The 21,908-nt window shown below is 66.1% G+C and carries 15 protein-coding genes; 4 read left to right on the forward strand and 11 right to left on the reverse strand.

Going from position 1 to position 21,908, the window contains the following annotated elements; all coding sequences use genetic code 11:
• Positions 1-167: 167 nt before the first annotated feature.
• Entirely contained in the window at positions 168-5,222 is a 5,055-nt protein-coding gene (locus IX761_RS24185; RefSeq protein ID WP_194792027.1) for a SpvB/TcaC N-terminal domain-containing protein, read from the forward strand.
• Between the two features lie 77 nt (positions 5,223-5,299).
• Here IX761_RS24185 and IX761_RS24190 read toward each other — a convergent pair whose 3' ends face one another.
• Together IX761_RS24190 and IX761_RS24195 are read right to left on the reverse strand one after the other, a co-directional pair.
• The gene (locus tag IX761_RS24190) at positions 5,300-8,263 is read right to left on the reverse strand and encodes an RHS repeat domain-containing protein (RefSeq protein WP_194792028.1); all 2,964 of its coding nucleotides are present in this window, start codon (positions 8,261-8,263) and stop codon (positions 5,300-5,302) included.
• A gap of 107 nt (positions 8,264-8,370) precedes the next feature.
• Entirely contained in the window at positions 8,371-8,982 is a 612-nt protein-coding gene (locus tag IX761_RS24195) for a LysE family translocator (RefSeq protein WP_194792029.1), read from the reverse strand.
• 101 nt (positions 8,983-9,083) lie between these two features.
• On the opposite strand from IX761_RS24195, the gene IX761_RS24200 reads away from it, so the two are divergent.
• Positions 9,084-10,061: a GlxA family transcriptional regulator gene (locus IX761_RS24200; RefSeq protein ID WP_194792030.1), complete on the forward strand. Its 978-nt coding sequence runs from the start codon at positions 9,084-9,086 to the stop codon at positions 10,059-10,061.
• Positions 10,062-10,214: 153 nt separating this feature from the next.
• Here the strand turns inward: IX761_RS24200 and alkB are convergent, their stop codons facing one another.
• Entirely contained in the window at positions 10,215-10,859 is a 645-nt protein-coding gene (alkB, locus tag IX761_RS24205; protein ID WP_194792031.1) for a DNA oxidative demethylase AlkB, read from the reverse strand.
• A gap of 55 nt (positions 10,860-10,914) precedes the next feature.
• Positions 10,915-11,352: a carboxymuconolactone decarboxylase family protein gene (locus IX761_RS24210; RefSeq protein ID WP_194792032.1), complete on the reverse strand. Its 438-nt coding sequence runs from the start codon at positions 11,350-11,352 to the stop codon at positions 10,915-10,917.
• A gap of 195 nt (positions 11,353-11,547) precedes the next feature.
• On the opposite strand from IX761_RS24210, the gene IX761_RS24215 reads away from it, so the two are divergent.
• Positions 11,548-12,006: a nucleoside deaminase gene (locus IX761_RS24215; protein WP_194792033.1), complete on the forward strand. Its 459-nt coding sequence runs from the start codon at positions 11,548-11,550 to the stop codon at positions 12,004-12,006.
• A complete protein-coding gene (locus IX761_RS24220) occupies positions 12,003-13,196 on the forward strand; it encodes a cyanate transporter (RefSeq protein ID WP_194792034.1) in 1,194 nt (397 codons plus the stop codon). The genes IX761_RS24215 and IX761_RS24220 overlap by 4 nt, the downstream gene beginning before the upstream one ends.
• Here the strand turns inward: IX761_RS24220 and IX761_RS24225 are convergent.
• The 7 genes from IX761_RS24225 to IX761_RS24255 form a co-directional block, all read right to left on the reverse strand.
• Positions 13,189-14,622, reverse strand: a complete 1,434-nt coding sequence (locus IX761_RS24225; protein WP_194792035.1) for a PLP-dependent aminotransferase family protein — start codon at positions 14,620-14,622, stop codon at positions 13,189-13,191. The two genes, IX761_RS24220 and IX761_RS24225, sit on opposite strands and share 8 nt — an antisense overlap.
• Positions 14,623-14,711: 89 nt before the next feature.
• The gene (locus IX761_RS24230) at positions 14,712-16,667 is read right to left on the reverse strand and encodes an acetoacetate--CoA ligase (RefSeq protein WP_194792036.1); all 1,956 of its coding nucleotides are present in this window, start codon (positions 16,665-16,667) and stop codon (positions 14,712-14,714) included.
• Between the two features lie 142 nt (positions 16,668-16,809).
• The gene (gene eco / locus IX761_RS24235; RefSeq protein WP_194792037.1) at positions 16,810-17,289 is read right to left on the reverse strand and encodes a serine protease inhibitor ecotin; all 480 of its coding nucleotides are present in this window, start codon (positions 17,287-17,289) and stop codon (positions 16,810-16,812) included.
• A gap of 54 nt (positions 17,290-17,343) precedes the next feature.
• On the reverse strand, positions 17,344-18,114 hold the full coding sequence (hbdH, locus tag IX761_RS24240; RefSeq protein WP_194792038.1) for a 3-hydroxybutyrate dehydrogenase: 771 nt from the start codon (positions 18,112-18,114) through the stop codon (positions 17,344-17,346).
• 11 nt (positions 18,115-18,125) lie between these two features.
• Entirely contained in the window at positions 18,126-19,517 is a 1,392-nt protein-coding gene (locus tag IX761_RS24245; protein ID WP_194792039.1) for a GntP family permease, read from the reverse strand.
• Positions 19,518-19,782: 265 nt separating this feature from the next.
• Positions 19,783-21,168, reverse strand: a complete 1,386-nt coding sequence (locus tag IX761_RS24250) for a sigma-54 interaction domain-containing protein (RefSeq protein WP_194792040.1) — start codon at positions 21,166-21,168, stop codon at positions 19,783-19,785.
• Positions 21,169-21,225: 57 nt separating this feature from the next.
• The coding region (locus IX761_RS24255; RefSeq protein ID WP_194792041.1) for an ABC transporter permease at positions 21,226-21,908 on the reverse strand (683 nt) is incomplete at its 5' end.

Raw genomic sequence — 21,908 nt, forward strand, 5'->3', positions numbered from 1 at the left:
GAAGCAATGCCATGGCGAACTAAAGCGTGGATCACGCCCGATGGCAAAAGGGCTTACTGAGTGTCGCGCTTATTTCTGGCGAGTTCATCCGCGACCCTGGCGGAAACGGCAACATCAAAACTGATGAGGTGACTCGCCCCTGTTATGGCTAGACAAGAGGCTTGACCATGGCTGAAATGAATCCACCTGCCCCTGTACGTGAAGAGCCCTCGCCGTTCTACACTCCCCCCGCGCTCCCCAAGGGCGGGGGCACCGTTTCCATCGGCGGCGGCATGCTGTCAGCCGGCGGCCCGGACGGTGCGGCCGGTTGGCAACTGCCGCTACCATCCCCGATAGGGCGCGCGCTATCGGCCAGCCTGGCATTGCAATACACGTCGGCCGGCGGCAACAGTGTGTTCGGTGCAGGCTGGGACAGCAGCCAACCTGCCATTGCGCGCATGACCCGCTTCGGCTTCCCACGGTACGACGGTAGCGACCGCCTGGCGGGGCCTTCGGGCGAGGAGGTCCTGCAATCCGGTGCCCCTTATGACGCCAGGGCATTGCCGTTCGACGGTGACTCGGGGAATTACACGGTCACCCCTTGGCGTGAGCGAAGCGGCAGCCCGGCACAGCGGCTGGAGCATTGGCTGGACAAGGACGCCGCCGACCACCCCGGTTTCTGGCTGGAGTACCTGGCCGACGGCAGCCTGTCGCTGTACGGCTGGTCGGCCTCAGCGCGGCTGCACGACCCAGCCACCCCCGGACATGTCGCGTTGTGGTACCTCGAGGAAACCGTGTCCGCCCGTGGCGAGCATGTGGTGTACCGCTACCGTGGCGAGGATGAGCGCAATTGTTCCCCAGAAGAACTGGCTGCCCACCCGCAGGTGGTCAACGTCTACCCCGATGGGGTGTATGCCATGAACGTGACGCCTTCCGAGGCGTTACTGATTCCGCAGGCGGCGTTTCAAGAAACCGATTTTCTCACCTTTACCCTGTTCGACTACGGCGAGCGAGGTGCCGACCCCGACACCCCGCCAACGCTGGCGCCCCTGCACGACTGGCCGGTGCGCGAGGATTGCCACTCGTTCTGGCGCTATGGCTTCGAAGTGCGCCTGCGACGGCTGTGCCGCGAAGTGCTGGCCTGGCACCGCACGGCGCGCATGGCCGGCGAGGCCGACGACACCCCCGCGCTGGTGGGCCGCCTGCACCTGGCCTATGACGCAAGCCCTGTGAGCAGCCTGCTGGTGTCTGTCCGGCAGCTATCCGAAGGCTTGGCAAGCCCCATGCCACCCCTGGAGTTCGATCTGAGCCGACCTGGTCGTGCGGCGCCGGGCTGGGAGCCGGTCAACGAACTCGACGGGTTCTGGTCGCCGGCCTGGCAACTGGCCGACCTCTACGGGGAAGGCATCCCCGGGCTGCTGTACCTGGACGAGGGCGCCTGGCGCTACCGTGCGCCGGAGCGTGGCGATGCCGGGCCGGATGCCATTGCCTGGGGCGCGCCGCAGGTTTTGCCGGCACACCCTGTGCCCAGCAGCGGTACATTGGTCGACCTGGACAGTGATGGCCGCCCTGAATGGCTGGTCACCGCCGGCGGCCTGCAAGGCAGCTTCACCCTGGCGCCGGACGGCCGCTGGGGCGGGCTGGTGCCCATGGCGGCGCTGCCAGCCGAATACGGCCATGAACAGGCCGTGCTGGCCGACCTCACCGGGGGGGGGCGTCAAGATTTGGTGATGTTGCGCGCTCTGGGGCCGCGCAGCGTGCGCCTGTATCCGTCCAATGGCACGGCTGGTTGGCTGGCTGGGGTGCATCAGGCCTACACCGGGCGCGAACCGTTGCCTTCGCTGGCCGAAAGCGAACACCAGCTGGTTGCCTTCGCTGACCCGGCGGGCAGCGGCCAGGCGCATTTGCTGCGCATCACAGGCGAGCGCGTGACGGTGTGGCCTTCGCTGGGCCATGGCCGGTTCGCCGAGGCGATCGATATCCCCGGTTTCAGCGTGGCGGACTTTGCTGCCGCGCGCGTGTTCCTGGCCGACACCGATGGCGCCGGCACCACCGATATCCTCTACCTGCAACCCGACGGCATCCGTGTATTCGTCAGCCAGGCGGGCAATCGCTACCAGGAGGGTGCCTTCATTCCCGCGCCCGCTGGCGTGACACTCGACCCCACCTGCCAGCTGCAGGTGGCGGATATCCGTGGGCAAGGCACGGCCGACCTGCTGCTGACCATGCCCCACGGCTTGCCGGACCACACTCCGCGCAGCTGGTTGTACCGTTTCAACGACCGTCGCCCCTGGCTGCTGGAGCAGGTGGTGGACAACGCCGGCAGCAGCACTGAGCTTGAGTACCGCAGCTCGGCTCAAACCTGGCTGGACGAGAAGGCCGAGGTGCGACGGCGCACTGGATCGACACCGGTCAGCTACCTGCCATTCCCGGTGCACACCTTGAGCCGGGTGACCCGCATCAACCAAGTTACTGGCCTGTGCCTGGGCAGCCAGACCACCTACCTGGGCGGTGTGTGGGACGGTGAGGAGCGCGAATTCGCCGGTTTCACGCGGCTGATCCAGACCGACACCCATGAGCGGGCGGGGTTGACCGCCGCGCAGCTGTCGCCGCCGGCACGGGTCTGTACCTGGTTCCTGAGCGGGGTGGAGCCACGGGATGCCGGGGCACAGGGTGCCTTTACCGGGATCGACCAGGCGTTCACGCCTGACGAGGTGCGTTTCACCCGCTGGAGCGCGGGCGGTGAGGAGGTGATTGACCCGGAACCCGGCCTGCGCGCGTGGTTGTACCGCGCCTTGCGTGGCCAGTTGATGCGCACGGAGGTGTACGGTGAGGATGGTCATGCATTGGCAGATAAGCCCTACAGCGTCGCCCGCCAGCGCTTCCACATACGCGCCTACGATACCCTCGATGGCCAGTGCCCCGCGGCGATGGTGACGCTGGCGCAGGCGTTGGCCTTCGCCTGCGAGCGCATCACCGAAGATCCGCAGGTGACGCAGCGCCTGGTCCTGGAGATGGACGCGTACGGCAGTGTGCTGCAGAGCGTCGAGATCAACTACCCGCGGCAGTTGAGCGAAGCGCAACTGATCGCTGAGGACCAAGACCGGCTCATCTATCCGGCCACGCTGCCAGAGGGCCTGATCAAGGCAAGTTGCGACCCCCAGCAGTACCACTGCTGGGTCAGCCTGGTGCGTAACAGCGTGCACAACCTGGCCAGTGGCAATGAGTTCGTCATTGGCCTGCCGGGCACTACCCGCACCGATGTGGTTCGCCTGACCGTCGACGAGGTGCCCGACGGCGGGTTCAGCGTCGAGTACCTGCTGGAGCACGGGCTGCCACTGAATGACCCGGCGCGGACCACCCTGGCCGGCTATCAGAAAACCGTGTGGCGCCGCGCCGACGGCAGTGGCGCGTCCAGCGTGCCCTCGCGCCAGGCGCTGCTGGCCTATACCCGGACCGCGATGCTCGACAAGGCGGCGCTGGATGCCTTGCGCCCCGCCTTCAGGCAGACCTTCGCCGACCTGGTGGGGGATGCCCTGGACAAGCCCGGCGCAGACAAGGCCGTGCTGGAGCGTATGCGTCAGCAGTTACCGACGCTGCCAAGCCCTGCGCTGGCGTATGCCTTGTTGATGGGGTATCTGCAGCACGGGGCAGGGGACCCGCAAGCTTGCAACCTGCTGCGGGGCGGGTTGAAAGCGGTGATCTCGGTGGATGACCTGCGCCTGCGCCTGCTCGAGGCGGACCCGGCGCAGTTGCCTGAAGGCCTGCAAGCGGGGTTGCGCAAGCAAGGCCGGGTGCCGGACGCGGCGCTGTGGGCGGTGGTTGACTGGTTCGTGGGCCAGCAGGATACGTTGACGATGACCACGCTGTTCGCGGCCTTGGAGGCTGCCTTGAGCAACCCTTCGGCGCAAGGAGTGTTCTGGCGGGCCGTGCTGGTGGGGTTGCAGGCCAAGGGCATGCCCGCCCAAGCGCAGACATGGCTGGAACAGGCGCGCCAGCTGTTGGACAGGCCAGTGCAGGCCGAGTCACTTGCTCAGTTGCTCAAGCGTGGTGGCTATATGGCCATGAACCAGCCGGTGGATGCCGCCGAACTGGCCGACCCCCAAGACCCCGCCGGCCTCGGTGTGCCGGGGGTGGTTGGCGAGCCACAGGTCGAAGAGGCTTACGCCGGGCATCATGGCATCACCACCTACCAAGGGGCTGCCCACTTCTGGCTGCCGGCCAGCGTGCAGGAAAGCACGCAGACCGGCCCCAGCCAACTGGCCTACAGCGCCTACGACATCGCCGTGCGCGAAGTCACCGATGCCACTGGGCTGAAACAGACGGTCGAGGCCTATGACTGGCGTTTCCTGCAACCGGTGCGGATAAAGGATGGCAACGACAACATCAGTGAGGCAGGCCTGGACGGCCTGGGGCGGCTGCGGCACACGCGCTTTCACGGTACCGAGACCCCGGCCGGCAGCACCACCCCGGTCATGGTCGGTTACGACCCGCACGCACCGTTCGCACCGCCCTCCACGGTGGAAGACGCGGTGGCGCTCAATGACAGCAAGGCAGTGCCAGTGGCCGAGGCTTTTACCTTCATCGCCGACAGCTGGATGCCCTTCGCGCTGAACGCCGACGGCAGCCTGGACCGTGTTCGGCGTTGTGGTGAGCTGGCCTGGCGGCGCGATGCCCATCGCTTGCACCTGGACGGTATCGCGCCGCCGCTGATGGCGGGGCGTACGCCGCCTCATGTGATCCAGATCCAGACCGACCGGTACGACAGCGACCCTCAACAGCAGGTGCGGGTGAGGGTGTTGCTTGGCACGGGTGAGCAACCGTTGCAGGCAGCCATTCTCAGTCCGCCGGGCGAGGCATTCGTGCGTAGCGAGGACGGCGGGCTTGAGGTTGATGCCCAGGGGCACGCGATCGTGCGTGAGGCGGACATCCGCTGGGCGGTGACCGGCAAGACCGAGTTCGACGACAAAGGGCAGGTGGTGCGGGTATGGCTGCCGTTCTACCTGGACGACTGGCGCTGGGTGAGCGATGACAGCGCCCGCGAGGGCATTTACGCCGATACCCATGTGTACGATGCGCTGGGCCGGGAGAGCAAGGTGGTGCGAGCGGCGGGCGAGGAGGTCGATGGCCTGTGGGTCGGCTACGAGCGACGGGCACAGGTGTACCCATGGTTTTCCGTGGTCGAGGACGAGAACGACACGTGGCAGGAAGTCGTAGAGCGCCAGCAACGCCGAGCGGATTGAACGGGACGTACAGCAGCGCCTGCGAGCACGGTGGGTGTTCTGGCAACTATCAAGATGAGTATCAAGTTGATCTGATACTACTTGCTTTTGTGGCTTGCTGAGCCCCGAGAGGACGAAGCCCGTTGAAGATTGTGTTTATTGACGAGATCTTCCAGTTTCGCTAATTGCCGCATGGCCGATGCATGGTATTTGTTGAACTGTTCAAGCCTGATCACGCCCGAAACCTTGCCGGCATGGGATCCCACGAAAATGACGCGTTGGGTCTTGCCAGGGCCGGCTATACCCAGGTAGCGCTCAAACGTTGGTTGATAGGCGAAATCTGTGCCCAACGTCTCGAAGGCACTTATCATCGCCTGGTGGGCGTCGGTCAGAACCTGTTTCATCGTTTCTATACTGGACTGCAACGAACCCAGCACCTCTTCTTTGGAAACATCCTTGGCGCTGTACAGTTCCTTGGCGATTTTGTACAACCCCATGAACGGAATCGAGAGCGACAGGTAGTCTCCTGCGAACGCGACTGAGAGTGGCTTCGCCGCGCCGCTGATCGTTTGGGCTGCTCTTGTGCCCCCCTCGTTCAGACCTTTGTCGATGAGTTTGTCACGCAATGCTTCTGGGCCGGCGAATTTGTTGATGGCTTCCAGGATTTTCTTGCTGTCTGGGAGCAGCTCATGTTCGAAGGTTTCCACAAGGTCGGTCTTAGGTATGACATTCATGGGATGCGAAAATGCCTTGGCGCCCAGCTTTGCGGCTTCACCCCCCAGCAGGGCGCCGACGGGGCCCGCTGGTGCCCCCGCCAATTTTCCGAGTGCGCCAAAGCCGGAGCCGACTATTTGCAGGCCTACATTCAGGAACCCCGCGAATGTGACATAGGTGCGCTTGGACTCAATGAAGTCGTCCACATCCGCAGCGGTATTCTCGAACATTCGAGAGGCCAGCTTCATGGCTCGATGAATATGAAAAAGCGCGTCCCTGACGCCATGGTCCGTTGAGTCCAGGCCTGCTACATCCCTCAAGGTCACCGGGTTATTCAGCACCATCCCATACAGGTTCAACCCATCCACCGTACCCGCCGGGTCCGCGCTCAACCAACGCCCGGCCCAGGGTTGGTAGTAGCGATAACCGTAGTAGTACAGCCCGGTCGCATCGCGCTCCTTGCCTGAGTAGCGCAAAGTCTTGTAGTTCGCCTCCACCTGGCTGCGTGCCGTCCATACCGAGGTGCCGCCGTAGGGGTAGTACTCTTCCAGGCTGATGACCTGGCCGCTGTCATCCACTTCAAGCCCGACGCTGCCGATCAGGTCGTCGTGGCTGTAGCGCACCGAGTCGTTGGCGACGCCCCCTGGTTTGCCGCTTTCCCAGTGCAGCACGCGTACCTGCGCGCGGCCGGTCTGGGCAAGGGTGATGACCTGGAGGTCTTCGCTCAGCGTGGCGTCGATGTGCCGGGTGCGCAATTCCAGGCCCGGCAGGTACAAGGCCCGCTGCACGTGCGTGGCACCGCCGGCCTGTTGCGAGGCGAATTTCTCCACCCGCTGGCTGGCGCCGTCGTAGCGGTAGGTTTCAAAGTCGCTGGCGTGCGCCTCACGCACCACCCGGACCGCCTGCTCTAGCTCGCCGCGCAGGTTCCAGCCCAGCGGCTGGCCAGGCTGTAGCAGTAGTTGGTGGCCGGCGGCATCGAACAGCCCATCGACGGCCGCAGGGTCCTGGGCCAGTGCCTCTGGCACGGCGCGGTTACTGCTGGCGGACACGGTCATCCGCAGGTTGTAGCTGGCACCGGGGGCCGGAGCGGTGTGGGCGATACCGGTAAGGTTGCCGCCACGGTCGTAGTCGTAGCGGCGGGTATATGGGGTCAGGGTCGCATCGTTTGGTGGCAGGGGCAGGGTGACGGGCGGGTGACTCACGCCCGGCCAAGGGTTGCCCAGGGTTTCACGGCCACTGGCGCTGACCAGCTGGTAGAGGCTGTCGTAGACGTAGCGGTTTTCAGGCTCCACCCGCAGGTTGCGCCAGAACCGCGGTGCCTCGGCGTCATTGCGTACGCCCAGCACGTTGCCCACCGGGTCGTGGCTATAGCGCAGGTCTTGCAGCACCTTGGCGCCATTGGCATGCCCGGCAGGCCGCTGGGTGGTGATGCCGGTCAAGCGCTGGGTGCGCGGCTCGTAGCGGCAAGTCGTTAGCACGTCGTTGCCGTGCGTTTCCCCCAACACCTGGCCGGAGGCGGCGTACAGCACAGCCTTGAGAATCGGCTGCGGGGTGCCTTGGCGAAGCGTCAGCCAACTGCTCGCCAGCAGGCCGGCGATGTCGTAGGCATGGCGCTGGCCGTGGCCTTTGGCGTCGAGCTGGAACACGGTTTCACCCGTGGCATCGACCTCTGCCTGGGTGGTGTAGGCCGGTGCAGCCAGCAACGCTTCCCAGGCGGTTTCGTCCGCGCCTTGCCAGTCGGCCTCGGCACCCTGGGCCAGCAACCTGCGCGTCTGCACCAAAAGCCCGCCGCTCAAGCCCACGCTGGCGGTCTCGTTGCGCCCGGCCGTGTCGTAATGACGGGCCACTTGGCCTGCGAGGTTGTGGTCCTTGGCGATCTGGTCGTGGTCGCTCCAGACCAGCCGCTGGAGCATTGTGCCTGCACCGGCAAGGGCTTGCTCCTCCATAGCCAGCAGCCGCCCGGTCAGTGGTGCCTGTTCGTAGTGCCAGCGATGGCTGACGCCTGTGGCGCCGCAGCGCCACAACGCGCGGCCAGCGGTGTCACCGAGCTGAAACGTGGTGCCGGCATCGACGCTTTCGCTGCGCAGCACTTCGCCGCTGAGTGCTGCATGCAGGAGGAAGTTCGGCTTGCTGTCCGGCACGCTCTGCTGACGTTCGTGCAGGCGCGGGTCGATGCTCATGGCGAGCAGGCCACGTGGATCGAAGCGCTGGCGAGTGATGCGCGCATCGAGTTGCGCCGGTGTATCCGGGTGGCGATGGTAGGCAATCTGCCGGATCGCCAGCCCACGGTTGTCATGGACGGTGATCGAAGGGGTGCCGCTGTGCAGGGCCGGTTCGAACGCGGTCATCCTAGTGCTCCATGAGCCTCGCAGCCGCCTGCGCGGTGCCGGTCTGTGGAGCTTGCGCAAGGTCCGGCCCCTGGGCAACTGGCAAAACTAACAGGTGCGCAGATGGCTTAGCGGCCAAGCGGCAAGGCGATGCCTATCAGCGCGAACAGGCTGCCACAGCAGCGGTTGAAGCCCTTACCGCCCTTGCTCAGCCACGGACGAATCCGAAACGCCAGGCGCGCCAACAGGTATTCGACGACGAACTCGACGCTGGCAAAAGTCGCCGCCATCACCAGGAACTGAAGGGCCAGGCCACGCTGCGGGTCGATGAATTGGGGCAGGAAGGCACCGTAGAACAGCAGCACCTTGGGGTTGGCCATCGCCGACAGGAAGCCCTGGCGGAACAAACCCGCGTTGCCCAGCCGGGCGCTGTTCGCCGTCAGCTCCAGGTGCAGTGCCGGCGTTCGCCACAGCTGAATGCCCAACCACACCAGGTAGGCGCCACCGACCCATTTGAGCAGCGTCAGCACCGAGGCCGAGGCTTGCAACAGGGCGCTCAGGCCGAACATGGCCAGGGCGATCAGGGCACTGAAGCCGAACACCCCGCCAACGATGGTGAATAGCGTACGCCGGGCGCCGTACAGCGCGCCGTGGGTCAGGGCCAGCAGGCTGTTGGGGCCTGGGGTCAGCGACAGGCCGATGCTGGCGAGCAGGTAGATGAACCAGGTGTCGAGTGCCATGGGGAATGCCTTGTGAGGTGTGCTGGGCGCCAGTGTAGAGGCGAAAAGCAAGCGTTCGAGCGTATGATTCGGACATTGAAAGGTAATTTCTGGACATTCGCATGACCCCCGACCTGCGCTTGCTGATTCTGCCGTTGCCGGAGTTCGCCTTACTGCCGTTTGGCGCCTTCCTCGACAAACTGCGGTTTTCCGCCGACGACGAAGACTTTAGCCGCCAGCGCTATTGCCGTTGGCGGGTGCTCGGGCTGGACGAGGCCCCCGTGATGTCGAGCAGCGGGGCGGTCGTACAGGTTGAAACCTGTGCCGAAGAGGTCGTCTGGCGCGACCACGATGTGCTGGTGGTATTCGGCGGACGCAGTGCGACGGCCACGGCGGCGCTGGCCCCACGGTATGCGGCGCTGCTGAAGCAGGCCGCGAAGGCTGGGGTGAAACTGGCGGGCATCGACAACGGTGTGTTCCTGCTGGCGGCCTGTGGCTTGCTCGACGGCCACAAGGTGGTGGTGCACTGGCGCCACGAAGCCGAGTTTCGTGCGGCGCACCCCAAGGTGCAGGTACTGAGCGAGCAGTTGTACTGCATCGATGGCGCGCGCATTACCTGCGCCGGCGGCACCGCCGCCATCGACCTGGCGGTGGAGCTGATTGCCCGGGCCAGTGGCCGGGCCCGGGCGCTCAAGGGCTTGGCCGACATGCTGGTGGATGAAAGCCGCGACAGCCGCCACGCCCTGCGCTCGCTGGAGACCGGGCCGGGGCAGGGGCGCCAGGTGCAACGGGCCACGGCGCTGATGCGCCATCACCTGGCGGCGCGGCTGACGATCGACGACCTGGCCGCGCAGTTGGGTATCAGCCGCCGCCAGCTCGACCGTCAGTTCCAGGCCAGTATGGGCATGAGCGCCAAGGCCTGGTGGCTGGAGCTGCGTTTGCAGCAGGCGCGCTGGCGGCTGGTCAATGGCGCGCATGGGCTGGCGCAGATCGCCGAGGAGGTCGGGCTGTGCGATGCCAGTTACCTGGGCAAGTGCGTGCGGCGCAGGTTCGGTTGTACGGCGTTGGACCTGCGCGGTGGCGTGCAGGGTGCGGTTTGAGTGCGTAGGAGCAACTGTCTTGCGCAAGATTCTGTAGGAGCCGGCTTGCCGGCGAACACCGGCTTGCCCATGCCCTCCACCGCGGCGCCTGGTTCGCCAGCAAGGCTGGCTCCTACGGATTCAGCGTCGGGCCAAGGACCGCGCGGTTGCAGCTCAACCAGCCTTGCGCAGGGTGAGGTTGATCCGCCGTTCGCCCAGCCGCGGGTGCACGCCGGGCTTGATCGGCAGCACACCATGGAAACGCAGGCGGTCCTCACCGCCCCACACCAGCACATCGCCATGGGTCAGGGGAATTCGCCGGCTCTGCGCTGAGCGTTGCAAGCCGCCAAACAGGAACACGGCGGGCAAGCCCAGTGAGATCGACACGATCGGTTGGTCGTAATCACGCTCGTCACGGTCCTGGTGCAGGCTCAGCCGGGTACCGGGCAGGTAGTGGTTGATCAGGCAGGCGTCGGCGAGGAAACCGTCGAAACCGGCCAACGCCGCCGCCCGTGCGGCCAGGGCCTGCAACACCGGCGGCAGGTCAGGCCAAGGCTGGCCGCTCAGGGGGTCGACCGGGCTGTAGCGATAGCCCTGTTCATCGCTGATCCAGCCCAATGCCCCGCAATTGCTCAGCCCCACCGCCATGCGCAACCCGCCAGGGGTATGCATGTGCCGCAGTGGCGCCGCGCGCAGCACCGGACGCAGGGCATCGAGCAGGGCCTCGACCTCGCCCAGGGCAAAGCCTGGCAACAGCACGGTATGGCTGGCCAGGCGTTGCGGCTGGGGACCGAACAGGTCGAGGTCGGACTGGATCATGGCGCTGTCATGGGGGAAGGGACGGGCCATTGTAGCGCAGCCCGCCCCAGGCAGATCAGGCGGGGACCATCGCAAAGCCCACACCGAAACGGTTCCAGGCATTGATGGTGGCGATGGCCAGGGTCAGGTTGGCGATCTCCTTGGGCTCGAAGTGCTCGCCCAGGGCCTGGTATTCATCTTCCGGGGCGCCGCGCTCGGGCAGGCGGGTCAGGCTTTCCACCCAAGCCAGGGCGGCACGTTCGCGTGGGGTGAAGTAGCGGGTTTCGCGCCAGACGCTCAAGGTTTGCAGGCGCGCCTCAGTTTCGCCGGCCTTGCGTGCATCGTTGGCGTGCATGTTGACGCAATAGGCGCAGCCGTTGAGTTGCGAGGCGCGCAGGCGCACCAGCTCCAGCAGCGAGTGCTCCAGGCCCGAACTGATCAGCGCCTGCTCGAGGCCGACCATGGCCTTGTAGGCTTCTGGCGAGTGTTTGGCCCATTCAATACGGTCATGCATGGTGGTGCTCCGGTGAGTGCGTTGAAGTGGAGCTACCTTAGCGCCGACACCGTTGGCGCCGAATAGCCAATCCAGCACTTTGCCAGGAGGCCAATTGCGCCATTCAGGTGGCCACTGGCAGGCATCCAATCTCTTCATTTCTGCCTGCGCCATCCAGCCGGGATAATGGCCCGGTCATTACCCGAGATACGACTGATGTCCACAGAACAGTTCATGCGCGAGGCCCTCGACCTGGCCCGTACCAATATCCAGGCCGGAGGGCGCCCGTTCGGTGCCGTGCTGGTGTACCAGGGCCAGGTCATCGCCCGCGCTGTCAACGAGATCCACAGCACCCAGGACCCGACCAGTCACGCCGAGATGCAGGCCATCCGCCAGGCTGCCCAGGTATTGGGCCGGGCGCGCCTGGACGGCGCCGAGATCTACGCCAGCGGCCACCCGTGCCCGATGTGCCTGGCCGCCATGCACCTGTGCGGTATCGCGCGCGCCTGGTTTGCCTACGGCAACGACGAGGGCGAGCCCTATGGCCTGTCCACCGCCGCCGTGTACGCGCAGATGACCCGCCCGCCGCAACAGCAGGACCTGCCATTGCGGCCGCTGAAACCGGCGGGTGAAAGCGAGCTATACGCCGAGTGGCAACAGGCCGGCCAGGCATGAGGGGCGCGCTGAACCTGTTGCTGGTGCTGCTGCTGGCGCTGAACCTGCGGCCGATGCTCACCAGCATCGGCCCGCTGCTCGAACCCATGCGCCAAAGCACTGGGCTGGGCTACCAGCAGGCGGCACTGCTGACCGCCTTGCCGGTGCTGTGCATGGGGCTGGTGCCGTTGTTGCAGCCGTGGCTGCGGCGCTGGCTGAGCGAGCACGGCGGCATGCTCGCAGGCCTCGCTGCTATCGCCATGGCCTGCCTGTGGCGCCTGCAACTGGACAGCGCCTGGGCGCTGATCGCCAGTGCCGTGCTCGCTGGCCTGGGCGTGGCGGTGGTGCAGGGCATGATGCCGGGGTTGGTCAACCGCTGGTTCCCCACGCGCCTGGCGGCGACCATGGGCCTGTACTCGGCGGCGCTGATGACCGGTGGCGGCCTGGCGGCGGTGCTGGGGCCTTCGATCACTGCCTACAGCGGCCATTGGCAGGTGGGGTTGGGCGTATGGGCCGCTCCGGCGCTGCTGGCGTTGCTGGCCTGGGTTGCCCTGCGGCCGCGCCAGGCCACGGTAGCCCTGGCTGGCGGTGGTGGCGGGCACTGGTTCGGTAATCGCCGCGCCTGGCTGCTGGCGCTGTACTTCGGCTTGATCAACGGCGGCTACACCAGCATGGTGGCCTGGTTGCCGGCCTATCACCTGGAGCATGGCGGCACGGCCCAGGGCGGTGGCGAACTGGTGGGGTTGATGACGATCTTCCAGGTCACCGGCGCCCTGGGGCTGCCGCTGCTGCTGCGTGGCCTGGTCGATCGGCGGCCGGGCCTGTGGCTGGCACTGGCGATCCAGCTGGGTGGCTTCCTCGGCCTGTTGCTGGCCCCGGCCACGGCCATGGGCCTGTGGGTGGCGATGATCGGCCTGGGCCTGGGGGCGTGCTTCAGCCTGAGCCTGACCTTGACCCTGGAACACCTGCGCACCCCGGGCGAGGCCGGCAGCCTGGCGGCATTCGTGCAGGGGGTGGGTTTCATCATCACCGGGATCGTGCCGTATATCACCGGCTGGTTGCGCGACGTCAGCGGCGACTTCCAGGCTTCCTGGACGCTGCTGACCTGCACCGTGCTGGCTATGTTGCTGGTGACCGCGCGCTTCGCGCCAGCAGGTTATGCCCAGGCCATCGCCCGGGCTCGCGGGGCGAGTGTCGCCACGCTCAGCTGAGGCTTTGCAGGGTATCGCGCACGCGGTCCAGCGCCGGGTCGATATCCAGCAGTTCGATGGCGCCAAAGCCCAGCAAGAGCCCCGGGCGCACCGGGGCGTCGCTGAAGAACGGTGCCAGCGAGTAGAGCCCCACCTCGACCTTGCGCGCCAGGTTGATCAGCAGCTCGACGTCGACCCCAGGCTTGGCCAGGGCGCTGAGGTGAAAACCGGCGCTGGCCGGCACGGCGTCGAACCAGGGCGAGAGGTCGCCGGCAAGGCGCGCGAGGATCCGCTCGCGACGGGCGCTGTAAATGTCGTGGCAGCGGCGGATGTGTTTGTTCAGGTGACCTTCGCTGATGAACCGCGCCAGCGCCCACTGCTGCAGGCTCGGGCTGTGCCAGTCGCTCAGGTGCTTGGCCACGCAGGCGGCTTGCAGCACTGCTGGCGGCAGCACTGCGTAGCCCAGGCGCAGTTCTGGCAGCAGGGTCTTGGAAAACGTCCCGACATAGGCCACCAGCCCCTGCCGGTCGAGGCGTTGCAGCGCTTCGGCGGCCGGGCCCTGGTAGCGGAATTCGCAATCGTAGTCGTCTTCGATGATCAACGCCCCAAGCGCTGCAGCCCGGGCCAGCAGGGCCTGGCGCCGTTGCTCGCTCATGGGCATACCCAGGGGAAACTGGTGCGACGGGGTGACATAGATCAGCCGGGTGCCGTCCTCGATCTGTTCGACGCACAGGCCCTGGTCGTCTACGGGTACCGATTGCACATTGGCCCCAAGGGCCAGGAACAGCTGGCGCGCGGGTGGGTAGCCGGGGTCTTCCATGGCCACCTTGCAGCCGGGTTCGACCAACACCCGGGCGATCAGGTCCAGCGCTTGCTGGGCGCCGTTGCACACCAGCACGTCGGCCGGGCTGCACTGCACGCCGCGGGTGAAGGCGACGTGGTGGGCAATGGCTTCACGCAGTTCAGGCAAGCCCTGGGCGGCGAACTGCCGCTCGGTGTGGCGCTGGCTGCGGCGCAGGGCGTGGTTCATGCAACTGCGCCACTGGTCGTAAGGGAACTGCGCCTTGCTCGAGGCGCCGCCGATGAAGTCATAGCGCGATGGCGCGTCCAGTGCGCGACGGGCCAGCACCGTGGCGCGCTGACGCCAGCGTTCCAGGGTGTCGGCGGCGGCCAGCGGGATGGCCGCGGCGTCGTTGCCGCGGATCGGCTGGCGTGGGGTAATGAAGGTGCCACGGCCAACCACGCCGCTGAGCAGGTTGTCGTAGGTCAGGCGCGAGTAGGCTTCGGCCACGGTCTTGCGCGACACCCCCAGCTGCTCGGCGAGCAGGCGGGTCGGTGGTAGCTGAGTGCCGGCGGCCAGGTGGCCGCTGTCGATGCCGGCGCGCAATTGCTGGTAGAGCTGGTCGGCAAGGCCTTTGCGGCCTTCGAAGCGGATGTGCAGTTCCATCGGGCGTGTCCGAAGCGCAGGGCGCTAAAGCTTCAGGGTTCGCAGGGCAAGGTGCAAGGGGGCGTTGGGCGGCCCAGCCGTTGCCAGCCTCAGCCAGGCTGTAACTCCGGCCGGTCGCGGAACTGCTCCAGCGCCTCGGGGTTGGCCAGCGCGTCGGTGTTCTTCACCGGCAGGCCATGCACCACGTTGCGGATCGCCAGTTCCACCAGCTTGCCGCTCTGGGTACGCGGGATGTCGTCCACCTGGACGATCACCGCCGGTACATGGCGAGGGCTGGTGTACTGGCGGATGACATGGCGGATGCGCTGTTGCAGCTCGTCATCCAGCACCAGGCCACTTTGCAGGCGCACGAACAGTACCACCCGCACATCGCCTTGCCAGGCCTGGCCGATGGCCACGCTTTCCAGCACTTCACCGACCTTTTCCACCTGGCGGTAGATCTCCGCCGTGCCAATACGCACGCCACCGGGGTTGAGCACGGCGTCCGAGCGGCCGTGGATCACCAGGCCGCCGCCTGGAAACTGCTCGGCATAGTCGCCCTGGCACCACACTCCGGGGAACTGGCTGAAATAGGCCTCGTGGTAACGGCTGCCGTCGCTGTCGCCCCAGAAGCCGAGCGGCATGCAGGGGAACGTCTGGGTGCAGACCAGCTCGCCTTTTTCACCGATCAGCGGCTGGCCATGCTCGTTCCACACCGCTACCGCCATGCCCAGGCCTGGGCCGGCGATCTGCCCACGGTGCACCGGCAGCAAGGGGTTACCGAGCACGAAACACGAGACGATATCGGTGCCGCCGGACATCGACGCCAGGCACACATCCGCCTTGACCTTGGCGTACACGTAGTCGTAGCTGTGGGGCGACAGTGGCGACCCCGTGGACAGCAGCAGGCGCAGTGAATCCAGGCGATGGGAAACCGCCGGCTCGACGCCCGCCTGTTCGAGGGCGGCCAGGTACTTGGGGCTGGTGCCGAAGGCGTGGATGCCTTCGGCGTCGATCAGGTCGAGCAAGCGCTGCGGCCCGGGGTGGAACGGCGAGCCGTCATACAGCACCAGCGTGGCGCCGACCGCCAACCCCGAGACCAGCCAGTTCCACATCATCCAGCCGCAGGTGGTGTAGTAGAACAGCACGTCGTCGGCCTTCAGGTCGTTGTGCAGGCCGTGCTCTTTCATATGCTGCAGCAGCACGCCGCCAGCGCGGTGGACGATGCACTTGGGCACGCCGGTGGTACCGCTGGAATAGAGGATGTAGAGCGGGTGGTCGAACGGCAGCGCGGTGAAGCTCGGGCTGCCGCCGGGTTGGAACACGTCGTCCCACAATGCCACTTGCCGGGCGCCGAACTCATCGGCGCGGGTATCTGGCCGGGTATAGGGCACCACCAGCAGGTATTCGAGCTGCGGCAATTGGGCGACGACCTGGTTGATCTTCTCTACCTGGTCGATGGCCTTGCCGGCGTATTGATAACCGGCGCAGGCAATCAGCAGTTTTGGCCCGATCTGTCCGAAGCGGTCGATGATGCCGTGCGTGCCGAACTCCGGCGAGCAGCTGGACCAGACCGCACCCAGGCTGGCGGCGGCGAGCATCGCCACCAGGGTTTCCCAGGTGTTGGGCATCACCGCGGCGACACGGTCACCGGGCTGGATGCCCATCTGGCGCAGCGCATGTTGCAGCCCGGCTACCTGGGCCGCCAGCTGGTTGTGGGTGAGTACGCGACGCAAGCCGTCCTCGCGCACGGCGACCACCGCCGGGCGGTCGTCGCGGCGTTGCAGCAGGTGTTCGGCAAAATTCAGCGTGGCGCCGACGAACCAGCGGGCCTGCGACAGGTGCGGGCCTTGTTCGAGGATGTTGCTGGGCTCTGCGTGCCAACGGACGTGGAAGTACTCGGCCAGGGCCTGCCAGAACTGCGCAGGGTGTTCGATGCTCCAGCGGTGCAGCGCCGGGTAGTCATCGAGCTGGAGGTTGTAGCGCAGGTTGACCCGGCGGCGGAAGGCGTCCATCCGGCTGGCTTCGATCTGCGTGGTGGAGGGACGCCAGAGTATGTCGTTCATGCCAGGGACCCTCTTGTCAGCGGTGATCCCATCGCCGGCAAGCCGGCTCCCACAGATACTGCGCAAACCCTGTGGGAGCTGGCTTGCCAGCGATGAGGGCGGCACAGTCAGCGAAGCAAGGCACTGACTGGCCGACGGCGGTTTACTCCACTTTAGCCGTTTGCACGTCTGCCGAAGCCGACCACACCCGGTAGCGCACCTCGACGCCTTTGGGCACATACAGCACCACCGGCAGCTTGCTGTTGTAGCGCAGCATGAAACCATCGCCCACCACCGGTACAAAGGCGTCGGTTTGCTTGTTGTCCGGGCAGGCCATCAGGGTGCTGGCCGGGCCGCTGACCTTTTCCAGCCGGTAGTAGCTGTAGCCCCAGCCTTGCAGGGTATGCGCTTCGAGCTTGCCGCCCAGGTGCTGGCGGTTGCAGTCCACCTTCAGCGTCTTGCCAGCGAGAATCTCCAGCTGGTAGGCCGACTCGTCGGCCTGGGCCGGCAGGTGGATCACCTGCCGGGTGAAGCCTTTTTCCGCCTCGGGGTAGGGCGCGACATCCTTCAGGCTGGCGGCCATCGCCGGTGCGGCGGCGGCCAGGGTGAGGGACAGGATCGCGGTGAGTTGGGCTTGGCGCATAAGGCCTCCTTGCAGATAAACGAATGCGAGGTAGCGCCAGGCCCAGGCCGGCCCTTACTGGGCGAGCCAACCGCCATCGACGTTCCAGGCGGCGCCGCGGACCTGGCTGCCGGCCTCGCTGCACAAGAACAATACCAGCTCACCGAGGTGGCGGGGCGTGACAAACGCCAGTGAAGGCTGCTTTTCGGCCAACAGATCATGCTGCGCCTGCAGCGGATCGCCGCCGTTGGCGGCACGGTCATCGATCTGCTTCTGCACCAGCGGGGTCAGCACCCAGCCGGGGCAGACCGCATTGCAGGTGACGTTGCTGGTGGCGGTTTCCAGCCCGATCACCTTGGTCAGGCCAACCACCCCATGCTTGGCCGCGACGTAGGCGGCCTTGCCGGTGGAGCCCACCAGCCCGTGCACCGAGGCGATGTTGACGATCCGCCCCCAGCCACGGGCTTTCATGCCCGGCAGGGCCAGGCGGCTGCCATGGAATACCGCCGACAGGTTCAGCGCGATGATCTTGTCCCAGGCCTCCACCGGGAACTGCTCCACCGGCGCCACATGCTGGATGCCCGCATTGTTGACCAGGATGTCGACCGCGCCGAACTCACGCTCGGCAAAGGCGAACATCTGCTCGATCTGCGCCACGTCAGACAGGTCGGCGGGGTGGTGCGCCACCTTCACCCCGTGCTGCTTGATCTCGGCGAGGGCCGGGGACGGGTCGCCAAAGCCGTTGAGCAGGATGTTCGCGCCGGCTTCGGCCAGTACCTGGGCGATGCCCAGCCCGATGCCGCTGGTGGAACCGGTGACCAGTGCGGTCTTGCCTTTGAGCGTCATGCCGTTCTCCTTCATACGATGCCGGTGGCGTAGAACGTGGCGATCACCACGAACACGGCCAGGGTCTTGATCAGGGTAATGCCGAAAATATCCTTGTATGCCTCGCGGTGGGTCAGCCCGGTCACCGCCAGCAAGGTGATCACCGCGCCATTGTGCGGCAGGGTGTCCATGCCGCCGCTGGCCATGGCCGCCACCCGGTGCAGCACCTCCAGCGGGATGTGCGCGGCATTGGCGGCGGCGATGAAGCTGTCGCTCATGGCCGCCAGGGCGATGCTCATGCCACCGGAGGCGGAGCCGGTGATACCGGCCAGCAGGGTGACGGTGATGGCCTCGTTGACCAGTGGGTTGGGGATGCCGCGCAGGGCGTCGGCCAGCACCAGAAAGCCTGGCAGCGAGGCGATCACCGCCCCGAAGCCGTATTCCGAGGCGGTGTTCATGGCCGCCAGCAAGGCGCCGCCGACGGCACTCTTGGTGCCTTCGGCCAGGCGCTGGCGGATGGCGCCGAAGGCGCACACCAGCACCATCAGGATGCCCACCAGCAAGGCCGCTTGTACTGCCCAGATCGCCGTGAGCTTGGCCACGTCGCTTTGTACCGGCGCGGCCATGCCCGGCAGCTGCAGGGTATGGCTGGCGCCGTACCACTGCGGGATCCAGTGGGTGAACAGCAGGTTCATCACCCCCACCAGCAGCAACGGCGACAACGCCAGCCATGGGTTGGGCAGGGCGATGTCATCGGCGGTTTCCGGCTCGTTGCGCAGGTTGCTGCCATAGCCTTCGCCCTTGCGCTGGGCCTTGTTGCGCTGGCGTTGCAGGTACAGCATGCCGGCGCTGAACACGAACAGCGTGCCGATCAGCCCCAGCCACGGCGCGGCCCAGGCGGTGGTGTTAAAGAAGGTGCTGGGGATGATGTTCTGGATCTGCGGGGTGCCGGGCAGGGCGTCCATGGTGAACGAGAACGCGCCCAGGGCGATGGTCGCCGGGATCAGCCGCTTGGGGATGTCGCTCTGGCGGAACATCTCGGCGGCGAACGGGTACACCGCGAACACCACAACGAACAGCGACACCCCACCATAGGTGAGCAGGGCGCACACCAGCACGATCACCAGCATCGCCTGGCGGGTGCCCAGCAGGCGGATGGCGGCGGCGACGATCGAGCGCGAGAAGCCCGACAGCTCGATCAGCTTGCCGAACACCGCGCCCAGCAGGAACACCGGGAAGTACAGCTTGATGAAACCGACCATCTTTTCCATGAACACCCCGGTAAAGGCCGGGGCCACGGCGGCGGGGTCGGTGAGCAGCACGGCGCCGAGGGCGGCGATGGGGGCGAACAGGATCACGCTGTAGCCGCGGTAGGCGGCCAGCATCAGCAGGGCCAGGGCGGCGAGGGCGATGAGCACGGTCATCGGGGGAATCTCCAACTGTTGTTTTTATGGTTGGAAATACAGTTAGCGGGAATCGTGCCAATTTAATAAGTTATTGAAATATATAGTTATTTTTGTTTTTAGAGGTGGTTGTGTCTCTAATTGTAGAACGCGGGGCCGCGTTGCGGCCCATCGCCGGCAAGCCGGCTCCTACAGGTGCATGGCACACCCTTCCTGTAGGAGCCGGCTTGCCGGCGATCGAGGGCGCAGCCCTCGCAATGCTCTCGAATAAGAGATGCAAGTCTCTTTAATGAGACTCGATCCCAAGCGCCACCATCTTCTTGTACAAGGTCGACCGCCCCAACCCCAGTGCCTGCGCAGCCTGGGGCACATTCCCGGCACTGCGTGCCAGGGCATCGACGATCAACCCACGTTCAAACTGCGCGCAAGCCTTACGATAGTCGAGGCTCACCGCAGCCGACGCCACCGGGCTCAGCGGGCCGAGAGCGCTCACCAGGTCCGCCAGCGTCAACCGCGGCTGGTCCGCCAGCAGCGTCGAGCGCTCCAGCACATTGCGCAGCTCGCGAATGTTACCCGGCCACGCATGGCGCCCCAGCAACGCCTGGGCATCAGGCTCCAGCTCGTACTGGCTGCCCAGCTCGGCCAGGATCGCCTCGCACAGCGCCGGCAGGTCCTCCAACCGCTCGCGCAGCGGCGGCACGTCGATCGGTAGCACGTTGAGCCGGTAGTACAGGTCGGCACGGAACGCCCCGCGGGCGATGGCGGCCTGCAGGTCGATGGAGGTCGCGGCGATGATGCGCACATCGCTGCGCAGCATCTGGTTCGAGCCCACCGGTTCGTATTCCTTCTCTTGCAGCACCCGCAGCAGCTTGCTTTGCAGTGCCAGTGGCATGTCGCCGATTTCGTCGAGGAACAGCGTGCCGCCCTCGGCCAGTTGCAGCTTGCCGCTGCGGCCCTTGCGTTCGGCACCGGTGAAGGCACCGGGCGCGGTGCCGAAGAACTCGGCCTCAAGCAGGGTTTCCGGGATGGCCGCGCTGTTGATGCTGACGAAAGCCTTGTGCGCCCGTGGCGAGGCCGCGTGGATGGCGTGGGCCAGCAACTCCTTGCCAGTGCCGGTCTCGCCGAGCAGCAACACCGGCGAATCGCTGGCCGCGCCCCGGCGCCCACGACGCTTGGCTTCCAGGCAGGCGGCACTGCTGCCGACGAACTGGGCGAAGCTGTAGCGGGCCTGGCGCGCGCGCAGTTGCGAGCGGGTGCTGGCCAGCTCCTGCTGCATGCTCGAATAGCGCTTGAGCAGCGGCGACAGGCTGCGCAGCTCATCGAACAGGGCAAAGCCGATGGCGCCGATCAGCGCGCCCTGATCGTCGTGGATCGGCAGGCGCATCACCACCAGCGGTTCGTTGGGGGTGTCGAGCATGTCCAGCAGGATCGGCTTGCCGTTGCTGACCACCTCGCGCATCAGGCTGCCTGGGATCACCGCCTCGCAGGGTTGGCCGATAGCGCTGGCGGCGTCGGTCAGGCCGAAGCGCCGGGCATAGCGTTCGTTCATCCAGACGATGCGCGCCTGGCGGTCGACGATCACCGTGCCTTCGCTGGACTGCTCGATGATCTCGAACAGCGAGCGGATCGCCAGTTGGCGGACCTGGGGGTAGTCCTTGAGGTTGTCGTGCATGGAAACTGTCCGTTTCTGTAGGAGCGGCCTTGTGCCGCGAAAGGGATCGAGCCGAGCCTACCGCCTTGGATCGAACGCCTCGCGCAGCGCATCACCGATGAACACCAGCAACGACAGGATCAGCGCCAGGGCGAAGAACGCGGTAAAGCCCAGCCAAGGCGCCTCCAGGTGCTGCTTGCCTTGGGTTACCAACTCGCCCAGTGAGGCGCTGCCGGCTGGCATGCCGAAGCCGAGAAAATCCAACGCGGTCAAGGTGGTGATCGCCCCGGTGAGCATGAACGGCACATAGGTGAGCGTGGCATTCAAGGCGTTGGGCAGGATATGCCGCAGCATCACCTGGGTATCCGGTAGCCCCAGCGCGCGGGCCGCCTTCACGTACTCGAGGTTACGCCCGCGCAGGAACTCGGCGCGCACCACATCCACCAGCGCCAGCCACGAGAACAACGCCATGATCCCCAGCAGCCACCAGAAGTCAGGCTCGACAAAGCCGGACAGGATGATCAGCAGGTACAGCACTGGCAAGCCCGACCAGACCTCCAGCAGGCGCTGGCCGAGCAAGTCGACCCAGCCGCCGTGGTAACCCTGCAAGGCCCCGGCGGTGACGCCGATCAGCACGCTGATCATGGTCAGGGCGAAGGCGAACAACAGCGATACCCGGGTGCCGTACAGCACCCGCGCCAGCACATCCCGGCCTTGGTCGTCGGTGCCCAGCCAGTTGACCGCGCTGGGCGGGCTGGGGG

Origin of the sequence: Pseudomonas sp. UFMG81, assembly GCF_015354575.1 — a bacterium.
Taxonomy (GTDB): Bacteria; Pseudomonadota; Gammaproteobacteria; order Pseudomonadales; family Pseudomonadaceae; genus Aquipseudomonas.